This is a genomic window from Amycolatopsis sp. CA-230715 (assembly GCF_018736145.1).
In the GTDB taxonomy this organism is placed as follows: Bacteria; Actinomycetota; Actinomycetes; order Mycobacteriales; family Pseudonocardiaceae; genus Amycolatopsis.
Genome location: NZ_CP059997.1, coordinates 6,129,505 through 6,150,870 on the forward strand (window position 1 = coordinate 6,129,505; position 21,366 = coordinate 6,150,870).

At 70.0% G+C, this 21,366-nt stretch carries 22 protein-coding genes; 8 read left to right on the forward strand and 14 right to left on the reverse strand.

The genetic code is table 11. The annotated features are described in order from the left end of the window. Positions 1 to 107: 107 nt before the first annotated feature. A complete protein-coding gene (htpG, locus tag HUW46_RS29465; protein ID WP_215542039.1) occupies positions 108 to 2,027 on the forward strand; it encodes a molecular chaperone HtpG in 1,920 nt (639 codons plus the stop codon). 102 nt (positions 2,028 to 2,129) lie between these two features. On the opposite strand, the gene HUW46_RS29470 is transcribed toward htpG, so the two are convergent. Next, a complete protein-coding gene (locus tag HUW46_RS29470) occupies positions 2,130 to 3,296 on the reverse strand; it encodes a DDE-type integrase/transposase/recombinase (RefSeq protein ID WP_254124945.1) in 1,167 nt (388 codons plus the stop codon). A gap of 240 nt (positions 3,297 to 3,536) precedes the next feature. Here HUW46_RS29470 and HUW46_RS29475 point away from each other — a divergent pair, with 240 nt between their 5' ends. Beyond that, positions 3,537 to 4,109, forward strand: a complete 573-nt coding sequence (locus HUW46_RS29475; RefSeq protein ID WP_254125000.1) for a TetR/AcrR family transcriptional regulator — start codon at positions 3,537 to 3,539, stop codon at positions 4,107 to 4,109. Next, the gene (locus HUW46_RS29480; protein WP_215542040.1) at positions 4,106 to 5,491 is read left to right on the forward strand and encodes an MFS transporter; all 1,386 of its coding nucleotides are present in this window, start codon (positions 4,106 to 4,108) and stop codon (positions 5,489 to 5,491) included. The genes HUW46_RS29475 and HUW46_RS29480 overlap by 4 nt, the downstream gene beginning before the upstream one ends. Before the next feature lie 30 nt (positions 5,492 to 5,521). On the opposite strand, the gene HUW46_RS29485 is transcribed toward HUW46_RS29480, so the two are convergent. Beyond that, positions 5,522 to 6,439 (reverse strand): SEC-C metal-binding domain-containing protein, encoded by a 918-nt coding sequence (locus tag HUW46_RS29485; RefSeq protein WP_215542041.1) that lies wholly within the window; start codon positions 6,437 to 6,439, stop codon positions 5,522 to 5,524. After that, complete coding sequence (locus tag HUW46_RS29490) at positions 6,432 to 7,277, reverse strand: LysR family transcriptional regulator (protein ID WP_215542042.1); 846 nt, start codon at positions 7,275 to 7,277, stop codon at positions 6,432 to 6,434. The genes HUW46_RS29485 and HUW46_RS29490 overlap by 8 nt, the downstream gene beginning before the upstream one ends. A 70-nt stretch (positions 7,278 to 7,347) precedes the next feature. On the opposite strand from HUW46_RS29490, the gene HUW46_RS29495 reads away from it, so the two are divergent. From HUW46_RS29495 to HUW46_RS29505, 3 genes are read left to right on the forward strand one after another with little or no spacing between them, the layout of a single operon-like run. Then, the gene (locus HUW46_RS29495) at positions 7,348 to 7,665 is read left to right on the forward strand and encodes a hypothetical protein (RefSeq protein WP_215542043.1); all 318 of its coding nucleotides are present in this window, start codon (positions 7,348 to 7,350) and stop codon (positions 7,663 to 7,665) included. Continuing rightward, a complete protein-coding gene (locus HUW46_RS29500; RefSeq protein ID WP_215542044.1) occupies positions 7,662 to 8,399 on the forward strand; it encodes an SDR family NAD(P)-dependent oxidoreductase in 738 nt (245 codons plus the stop codon). Before HUW46_RS29495 ends, HUW46_RS29500 begins: the two co-directional genes overlap by 4 nt. Before the next feature lie 23 nt (positions 8,400 to 8,422). Beyond that, the gene (locus HUW46_RS29505) at positions 8,423 to 9,418 is read left to right on the forward strand and encodes an amidohydrolase family protein (protein ID WP_254125002.1); all 996 of its coding nucleotides are present in this window, start codon (positions 8,423 to 8,425) and stop codon (positions 9,416 to 9,418) included. On the opposite strand, the gene HUW46_RS29510 is transcribed toward HUW46_RS29505, so the two are convergent. Next, positions 9,384 to 10,355 carry an ArsR/SmtB family transcription factor gene (locus tag HUW46_RS29510; protein WP_215542046.1) on the reverse strand — a complete coding sequence of 324 codons (972 nt, stop codon included), beginning with the start codon at positions 10,353 to 10,355 and terminating at the stop codon, positions 9,384 to 9,386. The two genes, HUW46_RS29505 and HUW46_RS29510, sit on opposite strands and share 35 nt — an antisense overlap. Further along, positions 10,352 to 10,855 (reverse strand): MarR family winged helix-turn-helix transcriptional regulator, encoded by a 504-nt coding sequence (locus HUW46_RS29515; RefSeq protein WP_254125004.1) that lies wholly within the window; start codon positions 10,853 to 10,855, stop codon positions 10,352 to 10,354. Before HUW46_RS29515 ends, HUW46_RS29510 begins: the two co-directional genes overlap by 4 nt. A gap of 81 nt (positions 10,856 to 10,936) precedes the next feature. Between HUW46_RS29515 and HUW46_RS29520 the strand changes: the two genes are divergently transcribed. Continuing rightward, complete coding sequence (locus HUW46_RS29520) at positions 10,937 to 11,875, forward strand: NAD(P)/FAD-dependent oxidoreductase (RefSeq protein WP_215542048.1); 939 nt, start codon at positions 10,937 to 10,939, stop codon at positions 11,873 to 11,875. Between the two features lie 319 nt (positions 11,876 to 12,194). On the opposite strand, the gene HUW46_RS29525 is transcribed toward HUW46_RS29520, so the two are convergent. Both HUW46_RS29525 and HUW46_RS29530 read right to left on the reverse strand, forming a co-directional pair. Beyond that, positions 12,195 to 13,010 (reverse strand): glycoside hydrolase family protein, encoded by an 816-nt coding sequence (locus HUW46_RS29525; RefSeq protein ID WP_215542049.1) that lies wholly within the window; start codon positions 13,008 to 13,010, stop codon positions 12,195 to 12,197. A 42-nt stretch (positions 13,011 to 13,052) separates the two neighbouring features. Continuing rightward, entirely contained in the window at positions 13,053 to 13,808 is a 756-nt protein-coding gene (locus HUW46_RS29530) for a thaumatin family protein (RefSeq protein WP_215542050.1), read from the reverse strand. A 192-nt stretch (positions 13,809 to 14,000) separates the two neighbouring features. On the opposite strand from HUW46_RS29530, the gene HUW46_RS29535 reads away from it, so the two are divergent. Further along, on the forward strand, positions 14,001 to 14,822 hold the full coding sequence (locus HUW46_RS29535; RefSeq protein ID WP_254125006.1) for a hypothetical protein: 822 nt from the start codon (positions 14,001 to 14,003) through the stop codon (positions 14,820 to 14,822). On the opposite strand, the gene nshR is transcribed toward HUW46_RS29535, so the two are convergent. The 7 genes from nshR to HUW46_RS29565 form a co-directional block, all read right to left on the reverse strand. Beyond that, on the reverse strand, positions 14,823 to 15,626 hold the full coding sequence (nshR, locus tag HUW46_RS29540) for an NshR/TsnR family 23S rRNA methyltransferase (RefSeq protein ID WP_215542051.1): 804 nt from the start codon (positions 15,624 to 15,626) through the stop codon (positions 14,823 to 14,825). Positions 15,627 to 15,720: 94 nt separating this feature from the next. Continuing rightward, positions 15,721 to 16,836, reverse strand: a complete 1,116-nt coding sequence (locus tag HUW46_RS29545; protein WP_254126654.1) for a cytochrome P450 family protein — start codon at positions 16,834 to 16,836, stop codon at positions 15,721 to 15,723. Further along, entirely contained in the window at positions 16,818 to 18,248 is a 1,431-nt protein-coding gene (locus tag HUW46_RS48455; RefSeq protein WP_254125008.1) for a cytochrome P450, read from the reverse strand. Before HUW46_RS48455 ends, HUW46_RS29545 begins: the two co-directional genes overlap by 19 nt. Next, positions 18,245 to 18,841, reverse strand: a complete 597-nt coding sequence (locus HUW46_RS29550; protein WP_215542053.1) for a GTP-binding protein — start codon at positions 18,839 to 18,841, stop codon at positions 18,245 to 18,247. Before HUW46_RS29550 ends, HUW46_RS48455 begins: the two co-directional genes overlap by 4 nt. After that, entirely contained in the window at positions 18,819 to 19,172 is a 354-nt protein-coding gene (locus tag HUW46_RS29555; protein ID WP_215542054.1) for a DUF742 domain-containing protein, read from the reverse strand. The genes HUW46_RS29550 and HUW46_RS29555 overlap by 23 nt, the downstream gene beginning before the upstream one ends. Further along, positions 19,169 to 19,588: a roadblock/LC7 domain-containing protein gene (locus tag HUW46_RS29560; protein ID WP_254125010.1), complete on the reverse strand. Its 420-nt coding sequence runs from the start codon at positions 19,586 to 19,588 to the stop codon at positions 19,169 to 19,171. Before HUW46_RS29560 ends, HUW46_RS29555 begins: the two co-directional genes overlap by 4 nt. After that, positions 19,585 to 20,880 carry an ATP-binding protein gene (locus HUW46_RS29565; RefSeq protein WP_215542055.1) on the reverse strand — a complete coding sequence of 432 codons (1,296 nt, stop codon included), beginning with the start codon at positions 20,878 to 20,880 and terminating at the stop codon, positions 19,585 to 19,587. Before HUW46_RS29565 ends, HUW46_RS29560 begins: the two co-directional genes overlap by 4 nt. Positions 20,881 to 21,366: the final 486 nt, after the last annotated feature.

The following is a 21,366-nucleotide window of genomic DNA, read 5'->3' on the forward strand; positions in this document are numbered from 1 at the left end:
CTAGGTCTTCGGTGGTGCCCCCGCCGTCCGAGTTCACCCGAACCCGCACGGCCACCACCGGAAATTGCCATAATCGGGAGCGTCAAGGCACACCCGAAAGGACAACGGTGGAAACACAGGTCGAAACCCTCGAGTTCCAGGCCGAGGCGCGCCAGCTGCTCCAGCTGATGGTGCACTCGATCTACTCCAACAAGGACGTCTTCCTGCGCGAGCTCATTTCCAACGCCTCCGACGCGCTGGACAAGCTCAGGCTGGCGGCATACCTGGACAAGGACCTGGAGGTGGATACCTCCGATCTGCACATCGACCTCGCGGTCGACAAGGCGGCGCGCGTGCTGACCGTGCGCGACAACGGCATCGGCATGTCGCGCGACGACGTCGTCGGCCTGATCGGCACGATCGCGAAGTCCGGCACCGCGGAGTTCCTGAAGAAGCTCAAGGAGTCCAAGGACGCGGCGGCTTCGCAGGACCTGATCGGGCAGTTCGGCGTCGGCTTCTACTCGAGCTTCATGGTCGCGGACAAGGTCACCCTGCTGACCAGGCGCGCGGGCGAGGCCACCGGCACGCGCTGGGAGTCCAGCGGTGAAGGCACCTACACCGTCGAAGAGGTCGAGGACGCCCCGCAGGGCACGGCGGTGATGCTGCACCTCAAGGACGAGGACGCCGAGGACCACCTCTTCGACTACACCGCGGAGTGGAAGATCAAGGAGCTCGTCCGCCGGTACGCCGACTTCATCACGTGGCCGATCAAGATGGCCACCGAGCGCCCCGACCCCGACGCCGAGGGCGAGACCAAGACCGAGGTCGAGACCGTCAACTCGATGAAGGCGCTGTGGGCGCGTGCCAAGGACGAGGCGACCGAGGCCGAGTACCACGAGTTCTACAAGCACGTCAGCCACGACTGGCAGGACCCGCTCGAAACCATCCGCATGCAGGCGGAGGGCACCTTCGAGTACCAGGCGCTGCTGTTCATCCCGTCGCACGCGCCGATGGACCTGTTCATGCGCGAGCACAAGCGCGGCGTGCAGCTCTACGTCAAGCGCGTGTTCATCATGGAGGACTGCGAAGCGCTGATGCCGGAGTACCTCCGGTTCGTCAAGGGCGTGGTCGACGCGCAGGACCTCTCGCTGAACGTGTCGAGGGAGATCCTGCAGCAGGACCGCCAGATCCAGCTCATGCGCAGGCGGCTGGTGAAGAAGGTGCTGTCCACCGTCAAGACCATGATGGACGGGAAACCGGACGACTACGGCACGTTCTGGAAGGAGTTCGGCGCCGTCGTCAAGGAGGGTCTGCTCGACGACACCGACAACCGCGGCACCATCCTGGAAATCTCGTCGTTCGACTCGACGCACGACGAGGAGAAGGTCACCACGCTGCGCGAGTACGTGGAGCGGATGAAGGACGGCCAGGAGCACATCTACTTCGCGACCGGCCGCACGCGTTCGCTCATCGAGAACTCGCCGCACATGGAAGCCTTCAAGGCCAAGGGTTTCGAGGTGCTCGTCCTCACCGACCCGATCGACGAGATGTGGGTCGACGCGGTCGGCGAGTTCGACGGCAAGCGGTTCCAGTCGATCGCGAAGGGCGAGGTCGACCTCGACTCCGAGGACGAGAAGAAGTCCGAGGAACCCGAGCGGGAGCAGCAGAAGGAGGAGTTCTCCGGGCTGCTGTCGTGGCTGGGCACCGAGCTGGAGGAGAACGTCAAGGAGGTGCGGCTGTCCACGCGGCTCACCACCTCGCCCGCCTGCCTCGTCGGCGACACGAACGACATGACCCCGGCGCTGGAGAAGATGTACCGGGCGATGGGGCAGCCGATGCCGAAGGTCAAGCGGATCCTCGAACTCAACCCCGAGCACGCGCTCGTGCAGGGGCTGCGGAAGGCGCACGAGGAAAAGGCGGACGACCCCGGCGTCGCCGAAACCGCCGAACTGCTCTACGGCATGGCGCTGCTCGGCGAAGGCGGCGAACTGAGCGACCCGCCCCGGTTCGCGCGCGTGCTGGCCGACCGCCTGAGCCGCACCATGTGACCTGCCGATTTTCCTTCCCCGAAGGCCACCTTGACGGCACTGAGCGCCGTGTCGTGTCTCGGTAGTTCTGCCGCAGGTTTGTCTCGGTTGTTGTGACACAGGTTAGGCGGCTGGGGTGAGTTGGCCTTGGTAGGTCTTGGTGTGGTCGAGGTGGATGTGGCCGATCGGGTCGCCGTCGCTGGTGTAGGCGGTGGCCCGGTCGCTGTCACGGATGATGGTGATGGTGTGTCCGGCGTGGGCGGTGCCGATCCGTAGCCGGGCGTGTTTGCCGAGGTTGACCGTGCCGGTGGTGCTGACTTTGAGGCGGTGCACGGTGGCGTCGTCCTGGACGGGCAGGTGCTGGGGTCCGCCGTGGCTGTCGCTGGTGGTCCAGGCATGGGTGGGGGTTTGCCGGCCAAGGGCGCTGTGGCGGCGGTGGTTGTAGTGCTCGCGGTAGACCTCGAGCAGGGTGCGGAGTTCGGTCAGGGTCGCGGGTTGGATGGGTTGGTGATCCAGCCAGCGTTTGAAGGTCTGGTGGTGGCGTTCGACCTTGCCGCAGGTCTGCGGGTGGTAGGGGCTGGAATGGATCAGCCTGCAGCCGTGGCCGGTGACGGTGCGGGCGAACGCCGATGGCCCGGCGTTGGGGTGGCGGCCGCGTGAGGTGAACGCGGATCCGTTGTCGGACAACACGATCGCGGGCGCACCATGGTCGGTGATGGCCGCGGTGATCGCGGTGATCGCGGCACGGGAGGTTTCGGCCTCGGCGGCGTGATTGGCCACCAGCATGCGCGTGCAGTCGTCGAGGACCTCGAACACCACCACCGTGGCCCCGCCGGCGAGGATGACCTCGGTGGCGTCGATCTGGTAGCAGTCCCGCGGCCGGGCATAGCTGAACCGACGGTAGGAGGACCGGGGCCGCTTACGGGGGTTGGACTCGGCCAGCCCGTGCCGGGACAGGATCCGGTTGATCGTGGCCCGCGACGGGACAGGCCAGCCCCGTCCGGCCCAGTCCCGCTCGGCGGCCAACTCCAGAAGCCGATCGCGGATCGGGTCCGCCCCGTTGTCCGGTTTCAGCTCCTTCCGCAGCCGCAGCACGACAGCCACGACCGGCTCCGCCGTAGCATGCCGCACGGTCTTGGGCCGGGTCGACCGCCGCCGCCACTGCCCCTCGGCCTGGATCCGGGCACGGTGCCGATAGAACGTCCGCCTATCGACACCATGCTCCCGGCACCACGCCGACACGTTCTCAACCGGCACTTCAGCCGTCAGCATCGCGTCCACGAATCGCATGATCGTCCCATTCCGCGTCATGGCCCTCACCACAACGCCGGTCAGGCGGCAGATCATGCAACATCACCCGACCCGGGTGTGTCACATGCTGCGATACACAAACTGTGTCAAAACAGCTGATACTGAACACGGCACTGAGCGCCGTCAAGGTGGCCTTCAGGGCATTCGGGGGCGGCTCCGTTCGTCCGGGTGGATCGATGTCACAGTTATTTAGTAGTTAGTAACTGGTAACTTGTCGGCGTGGCTGAACGGATGAGCGGAACCGAACGACGCGCCCAGGTGCTCGCCATCGCGGCGAAGGAGTTCGCGGAGCACGGGTTGCACGGGGCGTCGACCGAGGCGATCGCGCGCGAAGCGGGAATCACGCAGGCGTACGTCTTCCGGATGTTCGGGACGAAGAAAGCGCTGTTCCTCGAGGTCGTTCAGGCGGCGTTCGAGCGCGTCAGCGGCGGCATGCGCGACGCGGGCGAAGGGAAGACGGGCCTCGGGGCGCTGTCGGCGATGGGCGCGCAGTACTTCGACCTACTGGCCGACCGGACGGGATTGCTGTTGCAGCTCCAGGGTTTCGCCGCGTGCGGTGATCCGGAGGTGCGGGACGCGGTGCGGGCGTGCTTCGCGCGGATGTGGGACACCACCGAGGACGGCACCGGGCTCGAACCGGTGACCGTGAAGACCTTCCTCGCCTTCGGGATGCTGCTCAACGCCGGCGCCGCGATGGACGTCGCGCAGGTGGACGAGGCATGGGCCGAGGGCGTCCGCACCCGGATCAAGGCGGGCCTGTTCGCGCACATCACCACCGAGACGAACCGATGAACGCCCGCGGCGACGGGCGGCTGAGCACCGCGCTGGTGTGCACGGCGCTGGCGGGAGCGGTGATCGGCAGCGTCGGAGCGCCCCTCATCACCCCGGTCGCCACCGGAATGCACGTGTCACTCGACGCCGCGCAGTGGACCTTGACGGTCACCCTGTTCACCGGCGCGATCGCGGGCCCGGTGCTGGGCAGGCTCGGCAGCGGCCCGTACCGCCGCGTCACGATCCTGGCCACGCTCGCACTGGTCACGGCAGGGGGACTGCTGACGGTGCTCCCGCTTCCGTTCGCGGCGCTGTTGATCGGACGCGGTTTGCAGGGGCTCGCGGTCGCGGTCGGCGCGCTGTTGATGAGCGTCGCCCGCACCCACCTGCCGCCGGAGCGCTCGGCGTCGACGATCGCCGCGCTGTCGGTCGCGTCGACGGTCGGCATCGGGGTCGGCTACCCGTTGATCAGCCTGCTCGACCAGCTCGCGGGACTGCGTGCCGCGTACGGGCTCGGACTCCTGCTCTCCGCGGTCGCGCTGGTGATCGCCTGGCGGACGCTGCCGGCCGAGGCGCCGGGGGAGCGGCCGCGGATCGACGTCACCGGCGCGCTGCTCCTCGCGCTCGGCACCCTCGGGATCCTCCTGGTCATCGCCGACCCGTCGATCTGGGCGACGGCGTGGCTGGCCGGTGGCATCCTCGCCGGTTCCGCCGTGGTGCTGGCCGGGTGGGCGTCCATCGAACTGCGCACCACGGCGCCACTGGTGAACCTGCGGCTGCTCGGCCACGGGCCGGTCCTGCGCGCGAACTTGGCGATCCTCGTGGCAGGGACGGGTTTGTACCTGCTCTTCAGCCTGTTCACCCGCTACGTGCAGACCCCGACCGGCGCCCACTACGGCTTCGCCCTTCCCGGTGTCGCCGCGGGCGCCGCGCTGATCCCGTTCTCGGTGCTCGGATTCGTTGCGGGGAAAGCGGTTCCGAGGCTCATCGCGCGCATCACCGAACGGTGGACGTACGCGCTTTCCGTCGTGATCGCCGCCGCCAGCGCGCTGCTGTTCGCCGTGGGCAACGAATCGCTCCTCGTCGTCCTCGGCGCGATCGCCCTGCTCGGCTTCGCCGTCGGAGGCGTCTTCGCGGTGATGCCCAAGCTCGTCCTCACCGGGGTGCCCCAGGAAGAGACGGCCAGCGTGCTCTCGATCAACCAGATCGCCCGCAGCATCGGAATGAGCATCGGCAGCGCGCTCGCCGGCTTCCTGCTCGCCGCCACCACCTCGGCGGGCACCATGCTCCCGACCAGGAACGGTTACCTCGTCGCCGCACTGTGGGCATTGCCCCCGCTCGCCGTCAGCGCACTGGTCATCGCGACGACCCGATCCCGGCACCGATCGGTGGCCACGGCCTGACCCCGGTCAGGCGTCTCCGCGCTGAGGAATTCAGGCGGTTTCGGGGCGGCCGCAGCACTTCTTGTACTTGGTGCCGGAGCCGCACCAGCACGGGCCGTTGCGCGGTGGTGGCCAGGGGACCGTGCCACCTTCGCGGATGACCTTCGTCAGGTACGCGTCGTGAGTTTCCGCATCCGCCGGATCGCCGCCGGTGGCCGCCGCGAGTTCGGTCAGCCCGGCGACGGACAGCGGCACCATTTTGATGCGGCTGATCCCGTTGGCCGAGAGCTGCCGGTTCATGGATTCCTGCTCGCGGAATATCGCGTCCTCTTCGACCGGTTCCGGCCAGACCTCGCGAGCGCGCACGAGTTCGTCACGGGACCAGAACGGCAGAGTCATTTCATGGAGTGCCGGGTCGTCGAAATCGTCGTCGGATTCGTCGTCGAAGTCCGGGAAGGGTGCGTCCAGCACCATTTCGTCGAAGTCGTCGGGCGCGAAGCCCATCGCCTGCCGTACCCGCAGGCGTCCGTGAAGGGCTTCGCTGCCTTCCGAATAACCCGTTTCGCCGTACCGGGCGAGGTCTTCCTCGGAGATCTTGGCGCAGCCCGCGGCGAACCAGGTCAGCGCTTCCTTGTCGTCGCCGCGCTCTTCGAACAGTTCGCCGACGTTGGCGTAGACCAGTGCGGTCGCCCCGGGATCGCGTTTGAGGGCTTCGAGGTGCTCCCGAGCCTCGTCGTCGCGCCCGGCCTCGAACAGGAAGCTGGCCATCGACGCCCTGGCGAAGGCGCCGTCCTCCCCGCCGAGCGACATCACCTCGGTCAGCCGCTGGACGGCGCGTTCGTGGTCACCGGCGAGGTACCACTGCTGAGCGGATTCGAGGAGGATCTCGCCCCGTTCCTCGGGATAGCTCACGAGATCGGTCTCCAGCTCGCGAGCGAACGCCGCGTGGTCCACCGTGATGTCATTCATGGCCGCACACTCTAAGCGCCGCGGCCACGAAGGACGCGACGAGCGGGCTGCGGTCCTGTTCGTTCCAGGCGAGCACGAGGCGGCTGGGCGGGGCATCGGTCACCGGGACGCAGGCCAGCCCGGACGGGACCGGTTCGACCAGCGAGCGCGGCAGCACCCCGATCATCCGGCCCAGCGCGATCATCTGCAGCATCTGGACCACGTCGACGACCTCGGGCCCGTCGCCGTCGCCGCCGGGCACACCCTGCCAGCGCGGCAGCGTTTCACCGTCCAAATCGGACAGACGGACGGTGGCGCGCCCGGCGAGCCGGTGATCCGAAGGCACGATGACCACGCGGTCGTCGGTGTGCAGCGTCTCGTGGTCAAGACCGTCGAGCGCGTCGAACGGGGCGTAGAGCAGACCGACGTCGGCCCTGCCGTCGCGCAGGAAGTCGGCGCGGTCGGCGGGGCCGCTGAACAGGACGTCCACCCGGCGGGCGTCGGGCTGGTGCGAATATTCGGCCAGGATCGGGGACAGCAGGCCCGCGTCGCCGCCCGGTTTGAGCACGAGCCGCAGGTGCGCTTCGGCGTCCCCGGCGCGCCGGGCGTTGCGGACCGCGGCGCTCACCGCGTTGAGCGCGTGCCGCCCGTGCTCGCGCAGCGCTGCCCCGGCGGGGGTCAGTTCGACGTGGCGGCTGGAGCGGATGAACAGCGCGACGCCGAGCCGGGTTTCGATCCGCCGGATCGCCTTCGACAGCGCGGGCTGGGCGATCGAGAGCCGGACGGCGGCCCGGCCGAAGTGCAGCTCGTCCGCCACCGCGATGAAGTACTCCAGCTCGCGGGTCTCCAGTTCGATCATGCCTCCAGGTTATCGCCGAAGATCGAACCGGTCTTGGACGGGAGGGGAAACTTCCGGCGAAAATTGGGGCATGATCAACCACACGATGATTGTTTCCTTCGAAGAACCGCTGCCGGACGCCGAGCTCGATCAGTACCTCACGGATATCGAACGCGTCATGCTCGACAGCGGTCTCGCCCAGTCGGTCGCGACCGGGCGGCACCTGCCGATCCCCGGTGAAGAGGCCATCCCGGCGCTCATCGCGAGCGCGATCGTGCAGGTCGCCGTGGCCGACGTGGACGCGCTGGCGAAGGCGTTCACCGCGCCCGGCATGCACGAGGTCATCGACCGCTGGCAGTCGCGGCACCCGTACCGGGTCGCGTGGGCGAACCACGAGCCGCTGGCATGAAAGGGAAAGCGGGACTGGTCACCGGCGCGGGCAGCGGGATCGGCCGGGCGGCGGCCATCGAGTTCGCCAGGCAGGGCGCCGCGGTCGCCGTGCTCGACATCGACGAGACCGCGGCGGCGGAGACCGTCGAGATGATCGAAAAGAACGGTGGTGCCGCCGTGGCCGTCCTCGTCGACATCGCCGACGAGCGGTCCGTGCGATCGGCCGTCGAGCGGACGGTCGCGGCGTACGGCGGCCTCCACTTCGCGGTGAACAACGCCGGAATGGCCTCGCACCACCGGAAGCTCGACGAGATGACCCTCGACGAGTTCGAGCGGGTGGTGCGGGTCAACCTGACCGGGACCTTCCTGTGCCTGAAGTACGAGCTGCCCCTGCTGGCCGGCGGCGGGGCGATCGTCAACGTCGCTTCCAACGGCGGCCTGTACGCGATCCCGTCCGCGCCCGCCTACGTCGCCGCCAAGCACGGCATCGTCGGGCTGACCAAGGTGGCCGCGGTCGACTACGCGGCGAAGGGCATCCGGGTCAACGCCGTCTGCCCCGGCCCGACCCGCACACCCGGGTTCGACCAGGTCGCGGTGGGGACCGACCTGATCGCGATGCAGGAGGCGAGCACCCCGCTCGGCCGGATGGCGACCGCGGAGGAGGCCGCGGCGGCCGCGGTCTGGCTCTGCTCGGACGCCGCGTCCTACGTCACCGGGATCGCGTTGTCGGTGGACGGCGGGCGACGGGCGTGAGGGTCGTCGCCGTCGAGGAGCACATGGCCACCGAGGCCTTCCTGCGCACCGCGCACGGGCTGGAAGTCGTGCCGGGGGACGAGACCGAGATGGCGCTGATGCGCACGGTGGAGTCCTCTCCCGCTTTCCGCACCCGGCTCGTCGATCTCGACGCCCGGCTCCGGGAGATGGACGCCGTCGGGCAGGACATGGCGGTGCTCAGCCTCGACCCGCCTGGCGTCCAGCCCTACGCCGCGGCCGACGCGGTGCCGCTGGCCCGCGAGTTCAACGACGCGCTGGCCGAGATCGTGCGGCGGCATCCCGGCCGGTTCGGCGGGCTGGCCACGGTGGCGCCGCAGGACCCGGAAGCCGCGGCCGCCGAGCTCGAACGAGCGACGAAATCGTTGGGCCTCAACGGAATCATGGTCAACTCGCATACCGGCGGGCGGTACCTCGACGAGCCGGAGTTCGCGCCGCTGCTGGCGGCGGCCGAAGCGAACCGCGCGCCGATCTACCTGCACCCGCGCGCGCCGAGCACGCTCGCCGCGTACCGCGAGTACGGGCTGCCCGGGGCGATCTGGGGTTACCAGGCCGAGGCGGGGCTGCACGCCATGCGGCTCATCCTCAGCGGTGCACTTGACCGCTACCCCGGACTGTCCCTTGTGCTCGGTCACCTCGGAGAGGGCGTTCCGTACTGGCTGCGGCGGATCGACAACCGGCACGCGTTCGCGGCGCGGACGGCGGGCGCGGCGACGCCGATGCCGCGCTTGTCGCTCACGCCGAGCGAGTACTTCCGGCGCAACTTCACGCTCACCACGAGCGGTATCGACGACCCGGACGTGCTCGGGCTGGCCCTGCGCGCGGTCGGTGCGGACAACGTCATGTTCGCGATCGACTACCCGTACGAGGACCCGGCGGACGCCATCGCCTTCCTGCGGGACGCGCCGCTGACCGGCGACCAGCGCGCCGCGCTCGGCCACCGCACGGCGGAGCGCGTGTTCGGGCTCACCGCCCGGTCAGCGAGCGGCCGAGCGGGGTGAGCAGGTGCCGCACCGAGGTGCCGGTGCGCTCGGTGGACACGAGCCGCGCGTCGCGGAGGATGCCGAGGTGGTAGCTCGTCGTCGCCGGTGACGTGCCGGCGAGCCTGGCCAGTTCGGTGGTGCTGGTGCCGTCGGCGTTGGCCAGGATGCGGGCTCGCGTCGGGCCCAGCAGCGCGATGAGCTCGGCGCTCGGCTCCGGTTCCACCGCCTCGTGCGGCACCGGGTAGACGAGCACCGGGCGCAGCGCGGGGTCGGCGAGCACGGTGGGCGCGTGCCAGCAGAAGAACGACGGGATCAGCACCAGGCCGCGGCCGTCGAGGTGCAGATCGCCCGAAACGTGGCCGCCGGTCAATTCGAGTACCGGCGCGCGCCAGGTCAGGTGCGGGTTCAGGGCGGCGAACAGCCGGACGGGAGCGTCGAGGTGGCGCTTCCGGTTCGCCTGCTCCGCGGAAAGCCGCTCCTCGATCGTGGGCCAGTACGGCGCGATCGCGTGCTCGTGGTAGCCGCGCAGCGCGGTGCCGAGATCGTGCATCGTCCTCCGGTCGCCCTGCGCGAGCAGGCGCGTCGAGTGCGGCTGGTGGCGTTCGGCGGACAGGACCGCGAGTTCGCGGCGGAGCCGGGCGCGCGGTGTGGCGCGCACGCGGTCGATGCCGTCGGCGACGGAGGCGACCGCGTGGTCGGGGGTGAGGAAGTCCGGCGAATACCCCTGCGGCGGGGCGAGGTGGTAGAGCCTGCGGCCGCGGTCGCCGACGCGGTGGCGCCAGTGCTCGAACGCCGCCTTGCTCTGCAGCATGTGCAGGCTCAGCAGGATCTCCCACATCACGTCCGGCGCGCCCGCGACGGAGATGCGGGCGAGGTCGTCTTGCGAGAAGTGGATGCGCAGCGCCGTCCCGGTTTCCCGGTCCGGCGAGGGTCTGTCGCGGCCGGCTCCGGTCATCGTTCGCCCCCGAGCCGCGCTTCCATCCCCTCGGCGAGCCCGGTCAGCACGTCGAGGACGCGGGCGCGGTCCTTTCCCAAGCCGGACAACAACTCCCCGTGCGCCGCCAGCTCGCGCGGGAACACGTCGTCGACGAGTGCCTTGCCCTCGTCGGTCATGCTGATCAACGCGGCGCGCCGGTCGGCGGGATTGACCACGCGGCTGATCAGGCCTCGCCGTTCGAGCTTGGCGAGTGTCTTGCTGACCCCGGCCCGCGACATGCCGAGCCTGGCGGCGAGGCGGATGGCGGTCACCGGTTCGCCGAGGTGCCGCAGCGGGACGAGCAGCCCGACCTCCGCCGCGGTGACCGCGGCGCCGTCGTAGATCGGCTCCACCGCGAGGTCGAGCAGCGCGCTGATCCGCTTGACCTGGGCGACCAGTTCCATCGGCGCGGTGTCGAGCCCGGGGTTGTGCGCACCCCACAGTTCGATCGTGCGCGCGCGGAGGGGAATCGAAGTCACGGCCATCCTTTTGTTAACCAGTGAACTACCTGTTACCTTTTTAGTCTAGCGCAGGGCTGGACGACCGGAAAAGGGGTTCCGATGGGGTACGACGTGGTGATCGCCGGGGGTGGCGCGGCCGGGCTGAGCGCCGCGGTGCTGCTGGCGCGTTCGCGGCGCGGGGTGGTGGTGCTCGACGCGGGCGAGCCGCGCAACGCCCCGGCCGCGCACCTGCACAACTTCCTTTCCCGCGACGGGATGTCACCGGCGGACCTGCTCGCCGCGGGCAGGGACGAACTGGCCAGGTACGGCGGTGAGATCGTCTCCGCGCGGGCGCTCGCCATCGAACGGGCCGACGGCGGGTTCGCGGTGCGCCATGACGGCGGGGATCTGAACGCGCGAGCGGTGCTCGTGGCCACCGGGCTGCGCGACGAACTGCCCGCGATCCCGGGTGTGCGCGAGCGGTGGGGAGCCGACGTGGTGCACTGCCCCTACTGCCACGGCTACGAAGTGCGCGACACGGCCATCGCGGTGCTCGGCGGGGACAACCGGCCGTTCACCCTGCACCAGGCCTCGCTCGTCCGGCAGTGGTCCGACGACGTGGTGTTCTTCCCGCACCGCATCGTGATGACGGACGAGGAGCGGGAGCGGCTCGTCGCGCGCGGGATCCGGGTGGTGGACGGGGAAGTGGCGCGACTGCTGGTGGACGGCGGCCGGGTTTCCGGCGTCGAACTGGCCGACGGGACGGCGGTGCCGAGGGAGACGGCGTTCGTCGGCCCGCGGTTCGTGCCGGACGACGGGCTGCTGACCGGGCTCGGCTGCGCGGTCGGCGAAAACGGCTGGGTGACCGTGGACGGCTCGGGGCGCACCAGCGTGCCGGGAGTGTGGGCGGCGGGCAACGTCGTGGACTCGCCCGCGCAGCTGATCACCGCGGCCGCCGCCGGGTCGTCCGCCGGGATCGCGCTCAACCACCACCTGCTCGCCCTCGACATCGACTCCGCCGTAGCCGCGTGCCGTGTTGTGTCTACTGTGGACGCTTAATCGGGTGCCTCGTGGCGTGCTAGGGGGGGGAGGCGGCTTCGCAGGTCCCCAAAGGTGGTGTCGGGTGATCCGTGCCTGATGCCCCGAAGGTGACTTTCGGGGACTTGAGCGCCCCGAAGGCCACTTTCGGGGCATGTGCGTCGCGGTGGTCGAGTGTGCGAGGGGTGGATTTGTGGCGTCTAGCGCCCCGAAGGCCACCTTCGGGGCCTGCGCAGGTTCGCCCCGCGCGCTGTGAGGGCCGAGAAAGTGGCGTCAGAGTCCCCGAAGGTGGCCTTCGGGGACCAAGTGCTCCCCGCTGCCTCGGGAGGAGCGAGCGGCATCAGTGTGGGGTGGCGTCGCGGTAGGCCACACCCGTCGCGTTCGCGTCCTTGCCCGAGTAGAGGCCGGTGGGCGCGGTCGCGGTGGACAGCGTGAACCACGCGTAGCGCTCCACAGAGGACAAATCGCCGAGCATGGCCGCCGAGTCCTTGGCGAAGGCGGTCTGTTCGGCCTCCGACGGGTAGCGCGGAGCCGGGCCGGAGAAGTCCGTCAGCGCGTATTCGGTGAGCCACACCGGTTTGTGGTACCGATCGGCCACGGCCTGGAGGTAGCCCTTCAGCTGCCCGGTGGCCGCGCCGGAGAAGTCGCCGCCGTACCAGTGCAACGGGATGAAGTCGACGCGGTAGCCGCGTTCGGCCGCACCGCTCATGAAGCGGTCCAGCCAGCCGCCAGCCTGGTCGCCGCCGAAGGCCACGGCAGGGGCGCTCAACCGCATCCCGGTCGCTTCGAGCTGCGGCCACAGGTCGAGCGCCTGCTCGACGGACATGTTCGCCTGCCCGGCCATGTCCGGCTCGTTGAACGCGAGCAGCGTGCTGCCCGACGCCTTCGCCTGCGCGAGCTGGTCGGGGTTCACCGAGCCGGGGCCCCAGATCATCGGCACGAACTCGGCACCCGGCGGCGCCGCGATGCCCTTGGGGCCGGAGTCCCAGGTGTAGAACCAGCTCGCGCCGACATCGGCGAGCGCGTCGGTCACGCCGTCGACGTTCGCCGCGCTGACGCCCTTCTTCGCCGCTTCGGCGGTACTGGCCGACGCGACCGACGGCACGAGCAGAAGCGCGGCCAGTGCCAGTACGGCGAACCTGCGGATCGGGTGCACGGGATTCCTCCAGACTGTCAGGCGGGGCAGTGCGATTCGCCTTCACCGTCCACTGTGGAAGGTTACGGTGAAACCGCTGCACGAGGTGCACTGGAACATGGTCTGGTTCCCCGGCTCGGTGTCCTGTTTGGACCACGCGTACGCGCGAGGGCACTTCGCCTGCACGAGATCGCTGTAGCTGGTCTTCGCGTCCCGGTTCGGGTTGACGCAGTTCATCGGCGAACTGTCCGGCCACTTCCGCAGATCCTCGGCGGGGCACGAGGGCAGCACGGTTTCGGAGCAGCCCGCCTGACCGCACGAGGCCGGTGCGCCGGGTGGCGGGGTGGCGTTGTCGGGGTCGATCGTGACGGGAAGGGAGAAGGCGTTGACGTAGCTCACGTTGTACCAGGGGGCGAGCTTGTCGGCGGGGTCGAAGTTGAACTCCGCGAGGCTCGCGGGCTCCTCGCCGGTGGAGCAGTGATCGGCGTCGGGGCCGCAATCGCCGACGGCGCAATGGAAATCACGGCCGCTTTCGCCGGTGCATCCCTGGCGCGCGAAGAACTTTCCTCGCCAGTGGCCGGGCCCGTCGGACTCCGGCACGGTGATCGTGGCGGATTCCCCGTCCTTCAGCGTCGGCAGGTTCGCGAGGTTCGCCGAGCCGTCGGCGTTGACCGCGCTGCCGATCCACACGGTGTCGCCGGAGTGGTTCACGAAGGTCACCGTGTGATTCGCGGCCGGGGCGGCCTGCGACGGTGACGGGATTCCGACTGCGGCGGCCAGTGCCAGTACCGCGAACAGCCGCCAGCTCCGAGTGCGCATCAGTGCCTCCTCGTTTCCTGCCGATTTTGACAGTTCTTCCACCGGAAGTCCCTGCGGTGCGACCGCAGGAAAGCGTGCGGTCGCACCGCAGCGCGTTTTCCCGCACAACTTGGTTAGCGTTTCGAAGACTGGCCTGCGGCAAGCGAATACCGCGCGAAGGTGGTGCACCACGCGGGAGAAAGGTGGCTGCTCGTGTTCAGGAAGACGTGGCTCGTGTTCGTCGGTGTAGCGGTGGTCCTCGGCGGGGTCGTCCCGGCCGCGGCCGCCGCACCGGAGGTGCCATCGGGAAAAACACAGTGCGACGGCGACGGAACCAGCGGGAACCGGGTGGAGGCGCTCTACGTGCGCGGCGACGGCCAGCCGGACCGGTACGCCGAACTCGCCGATCGGTTCCGGACCTTCGCCGACCAGATCGACGACGACTTCGCCGAGGCGGGCAAGCGGCTCGGCGGCGGCTCGCGGCACGTACGGTACGTCACCGACGCGGACTGCCGCGCGACGATCGCGAACGTGGCGATCCCGCAGTCCTCAATGGACACCGTCGACACGATCACCGACGCGATCAAGGCGAAGGGCTTCGACCGCGCCGACCGGAAGTACCTGGTCTGGTACGACAAGGACGGCTGCGGGCTGGCCTTCGGCAACGGCGGCGACGACCGTCCCGGCGCGGACAACCCCTACAACGCGGGGCCGCACTACGCCACGGTCGGCACCGGCTGCTGGTCGTGGCAGGCCAGCGGGCACGAACTGCTGCACACCCTCGGCGCCGTACAGGGCAGCGCGCCGCACGCGACGAAGAACGGGCACTGCTGGGACGACGAGGACATCATGTGCTACGACGACGGCGGCATCCCGAACCCGCCCGGTGGCCTGGTGAAGGTCTGCGAAGGCGCGCCGGAAAACCAGATCGACTGCGACGGCGACGACTACTTCAACACGAACCCGCCGGAGGGCAGCTACCTCAAGACGCACTGGAACGTGGCGAACAGCTCCTACCTGATCACCAAGGGATGATCAGCGCGGCAGGTTCCGGTGGGCCCGCGCGTGCAACGCGATCCCGGCCGAGACGGACACGTTGAGCGACTCAGCGAGGGGGTTCATCGGGATCGACACCGCGTCGGCGGAGATGCCCGCGAACTCGCCCGACGCACCGGTCTTCTCGCTGCCGAACGCGAGCACCAGCCGCTCCTCGGCCGTGCCGAGATCGGCGACGGTGAGCGCGCCGCCGGTGTCGAAGAGCACCAGCCGCGCACCGCTTTCCCGGATGTGGGCGAGCGCCTCTTCCCGCGAGGCCAGCACGATCGGCAGCGAGAACACGTACCCGCGGCTCGCCCTGATCAGGCGCCGGTCCGCGATGGTGGTGAGGTCGCTGTCGACGAGCACGATGCCCGCGGCCCCGAGCGCGAACGAGGTCCGCACGATGGCGCCGATGTTGCCGACGATCTTCACGCCGTCGAGGAGGATGAGGTCGCCGGTGGTGCCGTTCAAATCGGCGAGCTTCCGAGGCCGCGGGACCTTGGCGATCCCGAACGCCTTCGGCTTCTTCTCGGTCTTGAAGACCTGGTTGGCGATCGTGGTGGCGAGCAGCCGGACCCCGATGCCGCGCTCGGCGCACGCGGCGAGCAGTTCTTCCGGCAGCGAGGTCGTTTCGAGCCCGTAGACCTCGGTGAACTCCAGCCCGGCCCGGATCGCCTGCAGCAGCGGCTCGACGTCCTCGATCAGCGCCGTCTTGACGACGGACCGGGAGTGCTTGGTGACATCGATGATCCGCTGCACGGCGGGATCGGATCGCTCGGTGATGAGATCAGGGCTGGTCACCGCGAAACGGTAACACGCGCGCCCGCCCGTGCCGCGAAGTTCCTTTGTGGACGGTGGTGTCGCGGCCGATGCCCGCGACACCACCGTTTCCGGCTCAGTCCGCGGGTTTGGTGAGGAACGCGGGGAGCGTGCGGTGGCCGTTGGAGATGAACGAGGCCACCGTCTCCAGCTCCTCGGCCGGCACCGCGAGGGTGAGATCGGGGAACGCGGTGAACAGCGCGGGCAGCGCGATCTCGGCCTCCAGCCTGGCCAGCGGGGCGCCGAGGCAGTAGTGCACGCCGTGGCCGAACGCCAGGCTGCCCTTGTCTTCGCGGGTGAGGTCGAACCGGTCGGCGTCCTCGCCGTGGTGCGCGCTGTCGCGCCCGGCCGCGGCGTAGGAGGCCAGGATCGGCTCGCCTGCCTGGATCGTCAGCCCGTCGATTTCGATGTCCTCGACGGCGTAGCGCAGCGGCAGGTGGGCCACGGGGGCTTGCCAGCGCAGGGTTTCGTCGATCACGTCCGTCCACGTGCGCTCGCCGTCGAGGACGAGGCGGAGCTGCTCGGGGTGGGTGAGCAGCGCGGTGATGGCGTGGTCGAGGAGGTTGACGGTGGTTTCGTGCCCGGCCGAGATCACCAGGATCAGCGTGTCGACCATCTCGGCTTCTTCCAGCCGCGAGTTGTCCTCGTCGCGGGCGCTGATGAGCGCGCTGGCCAGGTCGTCGCCGGGCTTTTCCCGCTTGGCGGCGACGAGTTCGCTCAGGATGCGGTACATGTCCTGAACGTTCGCCGCGGCTTCTTCGGGGGTCGCGGTGGTGTTGAAGACGCCGTCCACGGCGCGCTTGAGCCCGGGGCGCGCGTCGTCGGGAATGCCGAACAGCTGGCAGATGACCTCGATCGGCAACGGGTAGGCGAAGGTTTCCCGCAGGTCCGCGGTGTTCGGCCCGGCGGCGAGCGCGGAGATCAGCTCGGCCGTGATCTGTTCCACCTGCGGCCGCAGGTTCTGCGTCCGGCGCGGGGTGAACGCCTTGGACACCAGCGCGCGCAGCCGCCGGTGGTCGCCGCCGTAGGCGGTGAACATGTTCTTCACCGAAACCCAGAGGTGCAACGGCCAGTCCGCGGGGATCTCACCGCGGGTGTAGGCGGGCCAGTGCTGGTTCGGGTCCTTGGAGACGCGGGGATCGCTCAGCAGCCGCTTGAGCAGATCCGGGTTGGTCACCGACCACGCCACCACCTGGCCAGGGAGCTCCACCAGGGTCGCTTGCCCCCGTTCGCGGAGCCGGGCGCCTTCTCCGTGGATGTCACGTCCAGTGGGGTCGAGGACGACTGGGCTGGCGGTGCGGTCCATGCGCGTTCTCCTGACTGCTGGGTGGGCGGTGCGGACGGAGGAAGTGGATCGGGTGGCGCGGCCACGGTGACGGGGGTGAACTGGACGGGAAGCGCGGAAAGCGCGCGGTGGAAGGGACCCTGCCGCCACACGAGGTCCTCGACCGGCACGGCGAGCCGGACGTCGGGCAGCGCGTCGAGCAGGGTTTCGATGGCGGCGGAGGCGATGATCCTGGCGGGCAGCTGCGCCGGGCAGGTGTGCATCCCGGCGCCCCACGCGAGGTGCGCGCGGTTGCCCGCGCGGTGCTCGATGTTGAGCGCGGGATCGGTGTTGGCCGCGGCGAAGCTGATCACCAGCGGCTGGTCGGCTGGCACGCGGACGCCGAAGAGGTCGAGATCGGTCCACGGGTAGCTGGCCGAGTAGTTGGCCATCGGCGGGTCGGTCCACAGGATCTCGTCGAGCGCGTCCTCGACGGGCATGCTGCCGCCCGCGAGGTCACCGGCGAACCGCTCGTCGGAGAGCAGCAGCCGCAACCCGTTGGCGATGAGGTTCTGCTGCGGTTCGGTGCCCGCGCCCATCATCAGGATCATCTGGTGCAGCAGCTCTTCGTCGGTGAGCCGGGCCGGGTGGGCCATCATCCAGGACGGCAGGTCGGGGCCGGGCTGGCGCCGCTTGAGCGCGATCAGCTCGCCCATGCACTGGCCGAGGTTCGCGTTCGCCTGCTCCGGGTCGTCCATGTCGAAGATGCCGCGCATGCTTTCGAGCAGGCGGTCCCCGAGCTCGGGCGGGCAGCCGAAGAGGTGGCCGAACACGCCGAGCGCGGTCGAAGTAGCGTACTCGCGGAGCAGATCGGCCGACCCGCGCTGGGAAAACCGGCCGATGTGCCCGCGCGCGGTCTGCTCGACGTAGCCGCGGAGCCGGTGCGGGTCGACCCTGCCGAGGCTGCTGGTCACCGCGCCGCGCAGCCTCGCGTGCACCGCGCCGTCGGTGAATAGGCAGTTGGGCCGGTAGCCCATCATCGGCAGCACCGGGTTGTCCGGCGGCATCCGCCGTTCCCAGCGCCGCGGGTCGCGGGGGAACGTGCTCGGCTCGCGCAGCACTTCCAGCGCGGCCTCGTAGCCGATGACGAGGTGGGCGTGCGTGCCCGGAGCCAGTTCGACCGGCGCGACCGACCCGTGTTCGGCCCGCATGCGGGCGTAGGTCCCGGCGGGGTCCGCGGCGAACTCCGGGCCGTGCAGCCGGGTGGGGGCGTGCGCGGGGCAGCCCGGCGGGGGCACCGGGCCGTCGGGCGTCGCGGGAGCTTCGGAAGCTGAGGTCACAGGTGCTCCTGGCGAGTGGTGAAGAGGTGGTCGACGAGTGCGATCAGTGCGTTGGCCGAGGACGCGCGGTCGCGCGCGTCGCAGACCACGAGCCGGGTCTGCGGCAGCAGGTCGAGTGCTTCGCGTAGTTCGGCTTCGGGGAAGCGCGGCGAGCCGTCGAACTGGTTGATGGCCACCGCGTAGGGCATGCCGAGTTCTTCGAGCAGGTCCATGACTTCGAAGGACTGCTCGAGGCGGCGGGGGTCGGCGAGGACGAGCGCGCCGAGCGCGCCGTGCGCGAGGTCCTTCCACATCTGCGTGAACCGCTGCTGACCCGGCGCGCCGAACAGGTACAGCACCAGTTCGGGGTTGAGCGTCAGCCTGCCGAAGTCCATCGCGACCGTGGTGGTCTGCTTGTCCGGCACCCCGGCGAGATCGTCGACGAAGGCACCCGCCTGCGTCATCGTCTCCTCGGTGCGCAGCGGCCTGATCTCCGACAGCGTGCCGACGAACGTCGTCTTGCCCACCGCGAACGGGCCTGCCACGAGGATCTTCACCGACGTGCGCACGCTCGCGGGCACGTAGTCGGCGTCAGGTGAGAGCACGGAGGCCATCGAGCACCTTCTGCAGTAGCTGGAGATCGGCGTGGTCGGCGGATCCGACCGTGGCGTGCGCGACGATGTGGCCGGTGTCCACGAGATCGGACAGCAGCACCTTCGTCACGCTCGCGGGCAGCCCGAGGTGGGCGGCGATCTCGGCGACCGCGAGCGCCCCGCCCCGGCAGAGCTCGGTCATCCGGCGCTTTTCCGGGCTCAGCCCGGCCACGGGCGTCTTGGTCGCGACCACCACGGTGGCGAGGTCGAACGTGTTGCGGGTCGGGTGCGCGCGCCCGCCGGTCACCACGTGCGGCCGCACCAGTGCGCGCTCCCGCCGCGGTTCGGTCATGCCGGACTGCCGTAACCCTGCGGCGCGAACCGGGCCGGTGCGGTGAGCTCCTGCCCGAGGCGCTGGACCAGTTGCTGCAACCGCGTCGACACGCCTTCCATGTCGACGCGGTTGGTGGCCGACACGGCGAGGTAGGCGCCGGGGCCCGCGGCGACGAGGAAGACGTACCCGCCGGTGAACTCGGTCAGCGTCTGCCGCCACTGCTCGGCGGTTTCCCCGCAGAACTCGGCCGTCGTGCGGGCGAGCGACTGCAACCCCGACATCCCGGCCGCGATCCGTTCGGCGTCGTCGCGGCTGATGCGCTGGGAATGGGCGATCAGCAACCCGTCGGCGGAGAGCAGCACCGCGTAGAGCGTCTCGGGCATCTGCAGCGCGTCGTCGAGCATCCACCCGAGCTTGTTGGACGGATCGGTCACTGACTGTCCCTTTCGGAATCTGCGGGAGCGGGGGCGGTTTCGCGGCCGGCACGGGTGCCGCGCTGCCACGCGGCGAGGGTGGCCGGGGTCCGCGCGGCCACGGGCTCCGGTAGTGCTGGTTGCGGGGCGGGTTCGACGGCGGGCGCGCGCCGTCGGCGCCGTGGCAGCCCGTTCTCGGTCCGGCCGAGGTCTTCGGCAGGGCTGGGCGCGGGTGCTTCGGCTTCGGCAGGTGCCTGCTCCGGCACCGGGTCCCGGTTTTCGGGTTCCAGTACCCGCGACACCGGCATGGTGTGCACGCTCGGCGCGTTCTCCCTGGTGAGCAGTTCGCTGGGCAGGAACACCACCGCGCGGACGCCGCCGTAGGGCGAGCGGGTGTCCACCGAGACCGAAAAGCCGTAGCGGGCGGCCAGGATGCCGATGACCGCGAACCCGATCCGCGGCGGGTCGCCGAGCCCGGCGATGTCCTGCGTGCCCCGCTGGGCGAGCAGCCAGGTCGCGCGCTGCACCGCCTCCACGGTCATGCCGACCCCGGCGTCGTCGATGACGATGGCCAGCCCGTTGTGCGCCTGCTGGAAGTTGACCTCGACCTTCGAGCCGGGCTGGGAATGCCGCGCGCCGTTGTCGAGCAGTTCGGCGACCGCGAGCACCACCGGCTCCACCGCGCGGCTCACCACCGCGGTCTCCGAGGTGGCCGGGATCGCCACCCGGGGGAAGTCGCGGATCCGCGAGGTCGCGCCGCGCGCCACGTCGGTCAGCGTGGACGCCGAGCGCTGCTGGCCGGGCCACGACCCGCACAGCACCGCGGTGGCCTGCGCGCGGCGCGCCAGCTGGGAGTTCGCGTGGTCGATCTTCAGCAGATCGGCGAGCACCGCGGGATCGTCGTGGCGCTGCTCCGCCTCCGAGATCGCGACCTGCTGCTCGTTGGCCAGGTTCTGGACCGAGCGCATCATCGCCTTCAGTGTGGACGCGGCCGCCTGCGCGGCGCCGGAGCGCGCCTGCCGCACGTAGTCGGCGACCATCGCCAGCACGACGCCGTGCGGGTCACCGTTGCCCTGCGTCAGCGGCCCTGGCACGGACACCGCGGGGTCGGCGATCGACTCGATCAGCGACGGCAGCCTCGTCCGCGTCAGGTGCTCCTGTTCGGCTTGCCGCGCGCGCAGTTCGTGGTGCAGCGCGTCGCTCATCGCGCGCGCCCGCGTGGTGATGCCGCGCTGGCGGACCAGCAGGACCACCAGCAGCACCACGACGGCGAGCAGGACGGAGACGGCGACGATCAAGAGCGGTTGATCCATAAATCCTCATGGTCGAAAATGCGGCGAACCGCCCGCGGGCGCGAAAATCCCGCGAGCGCGCTCTGTTCCAGGCCCCCAGTTCCCTTCGAAGCCGAGGTCAGGCGCGCGCCGGAAACACGGGTGGTGGGAGGGGGACGACACCTCGTGCCGGGTGGGGCGCGGTGGACGCCTTCGTCGGGGGGTTCAGTCGGGTCACCGGCCCGATGATAACGGTGCGGACCCAGATCTTGTCCAGGCCGAGGGAGGAACGGCCAAGATCCTTTCGGCGTACGGCTTACTTCCCCCGGATGGCGCAGTGGCACGCCGGGTGGCGACTCCGGTGCGTGACCCGCTGTCCGCGGCGGCGGTATCCGGCCGACTTGTGTCCATTGTGGACTGATGGGATGGGTGTTTCGTCGTGCGTTTCCGGGCGCACGAGAGCGCCCGCCTCGTTGCCGGTTATTGAAGAACGAGAATCGGCGCCCGCTGGTGTGTCCCCTGGTCGCG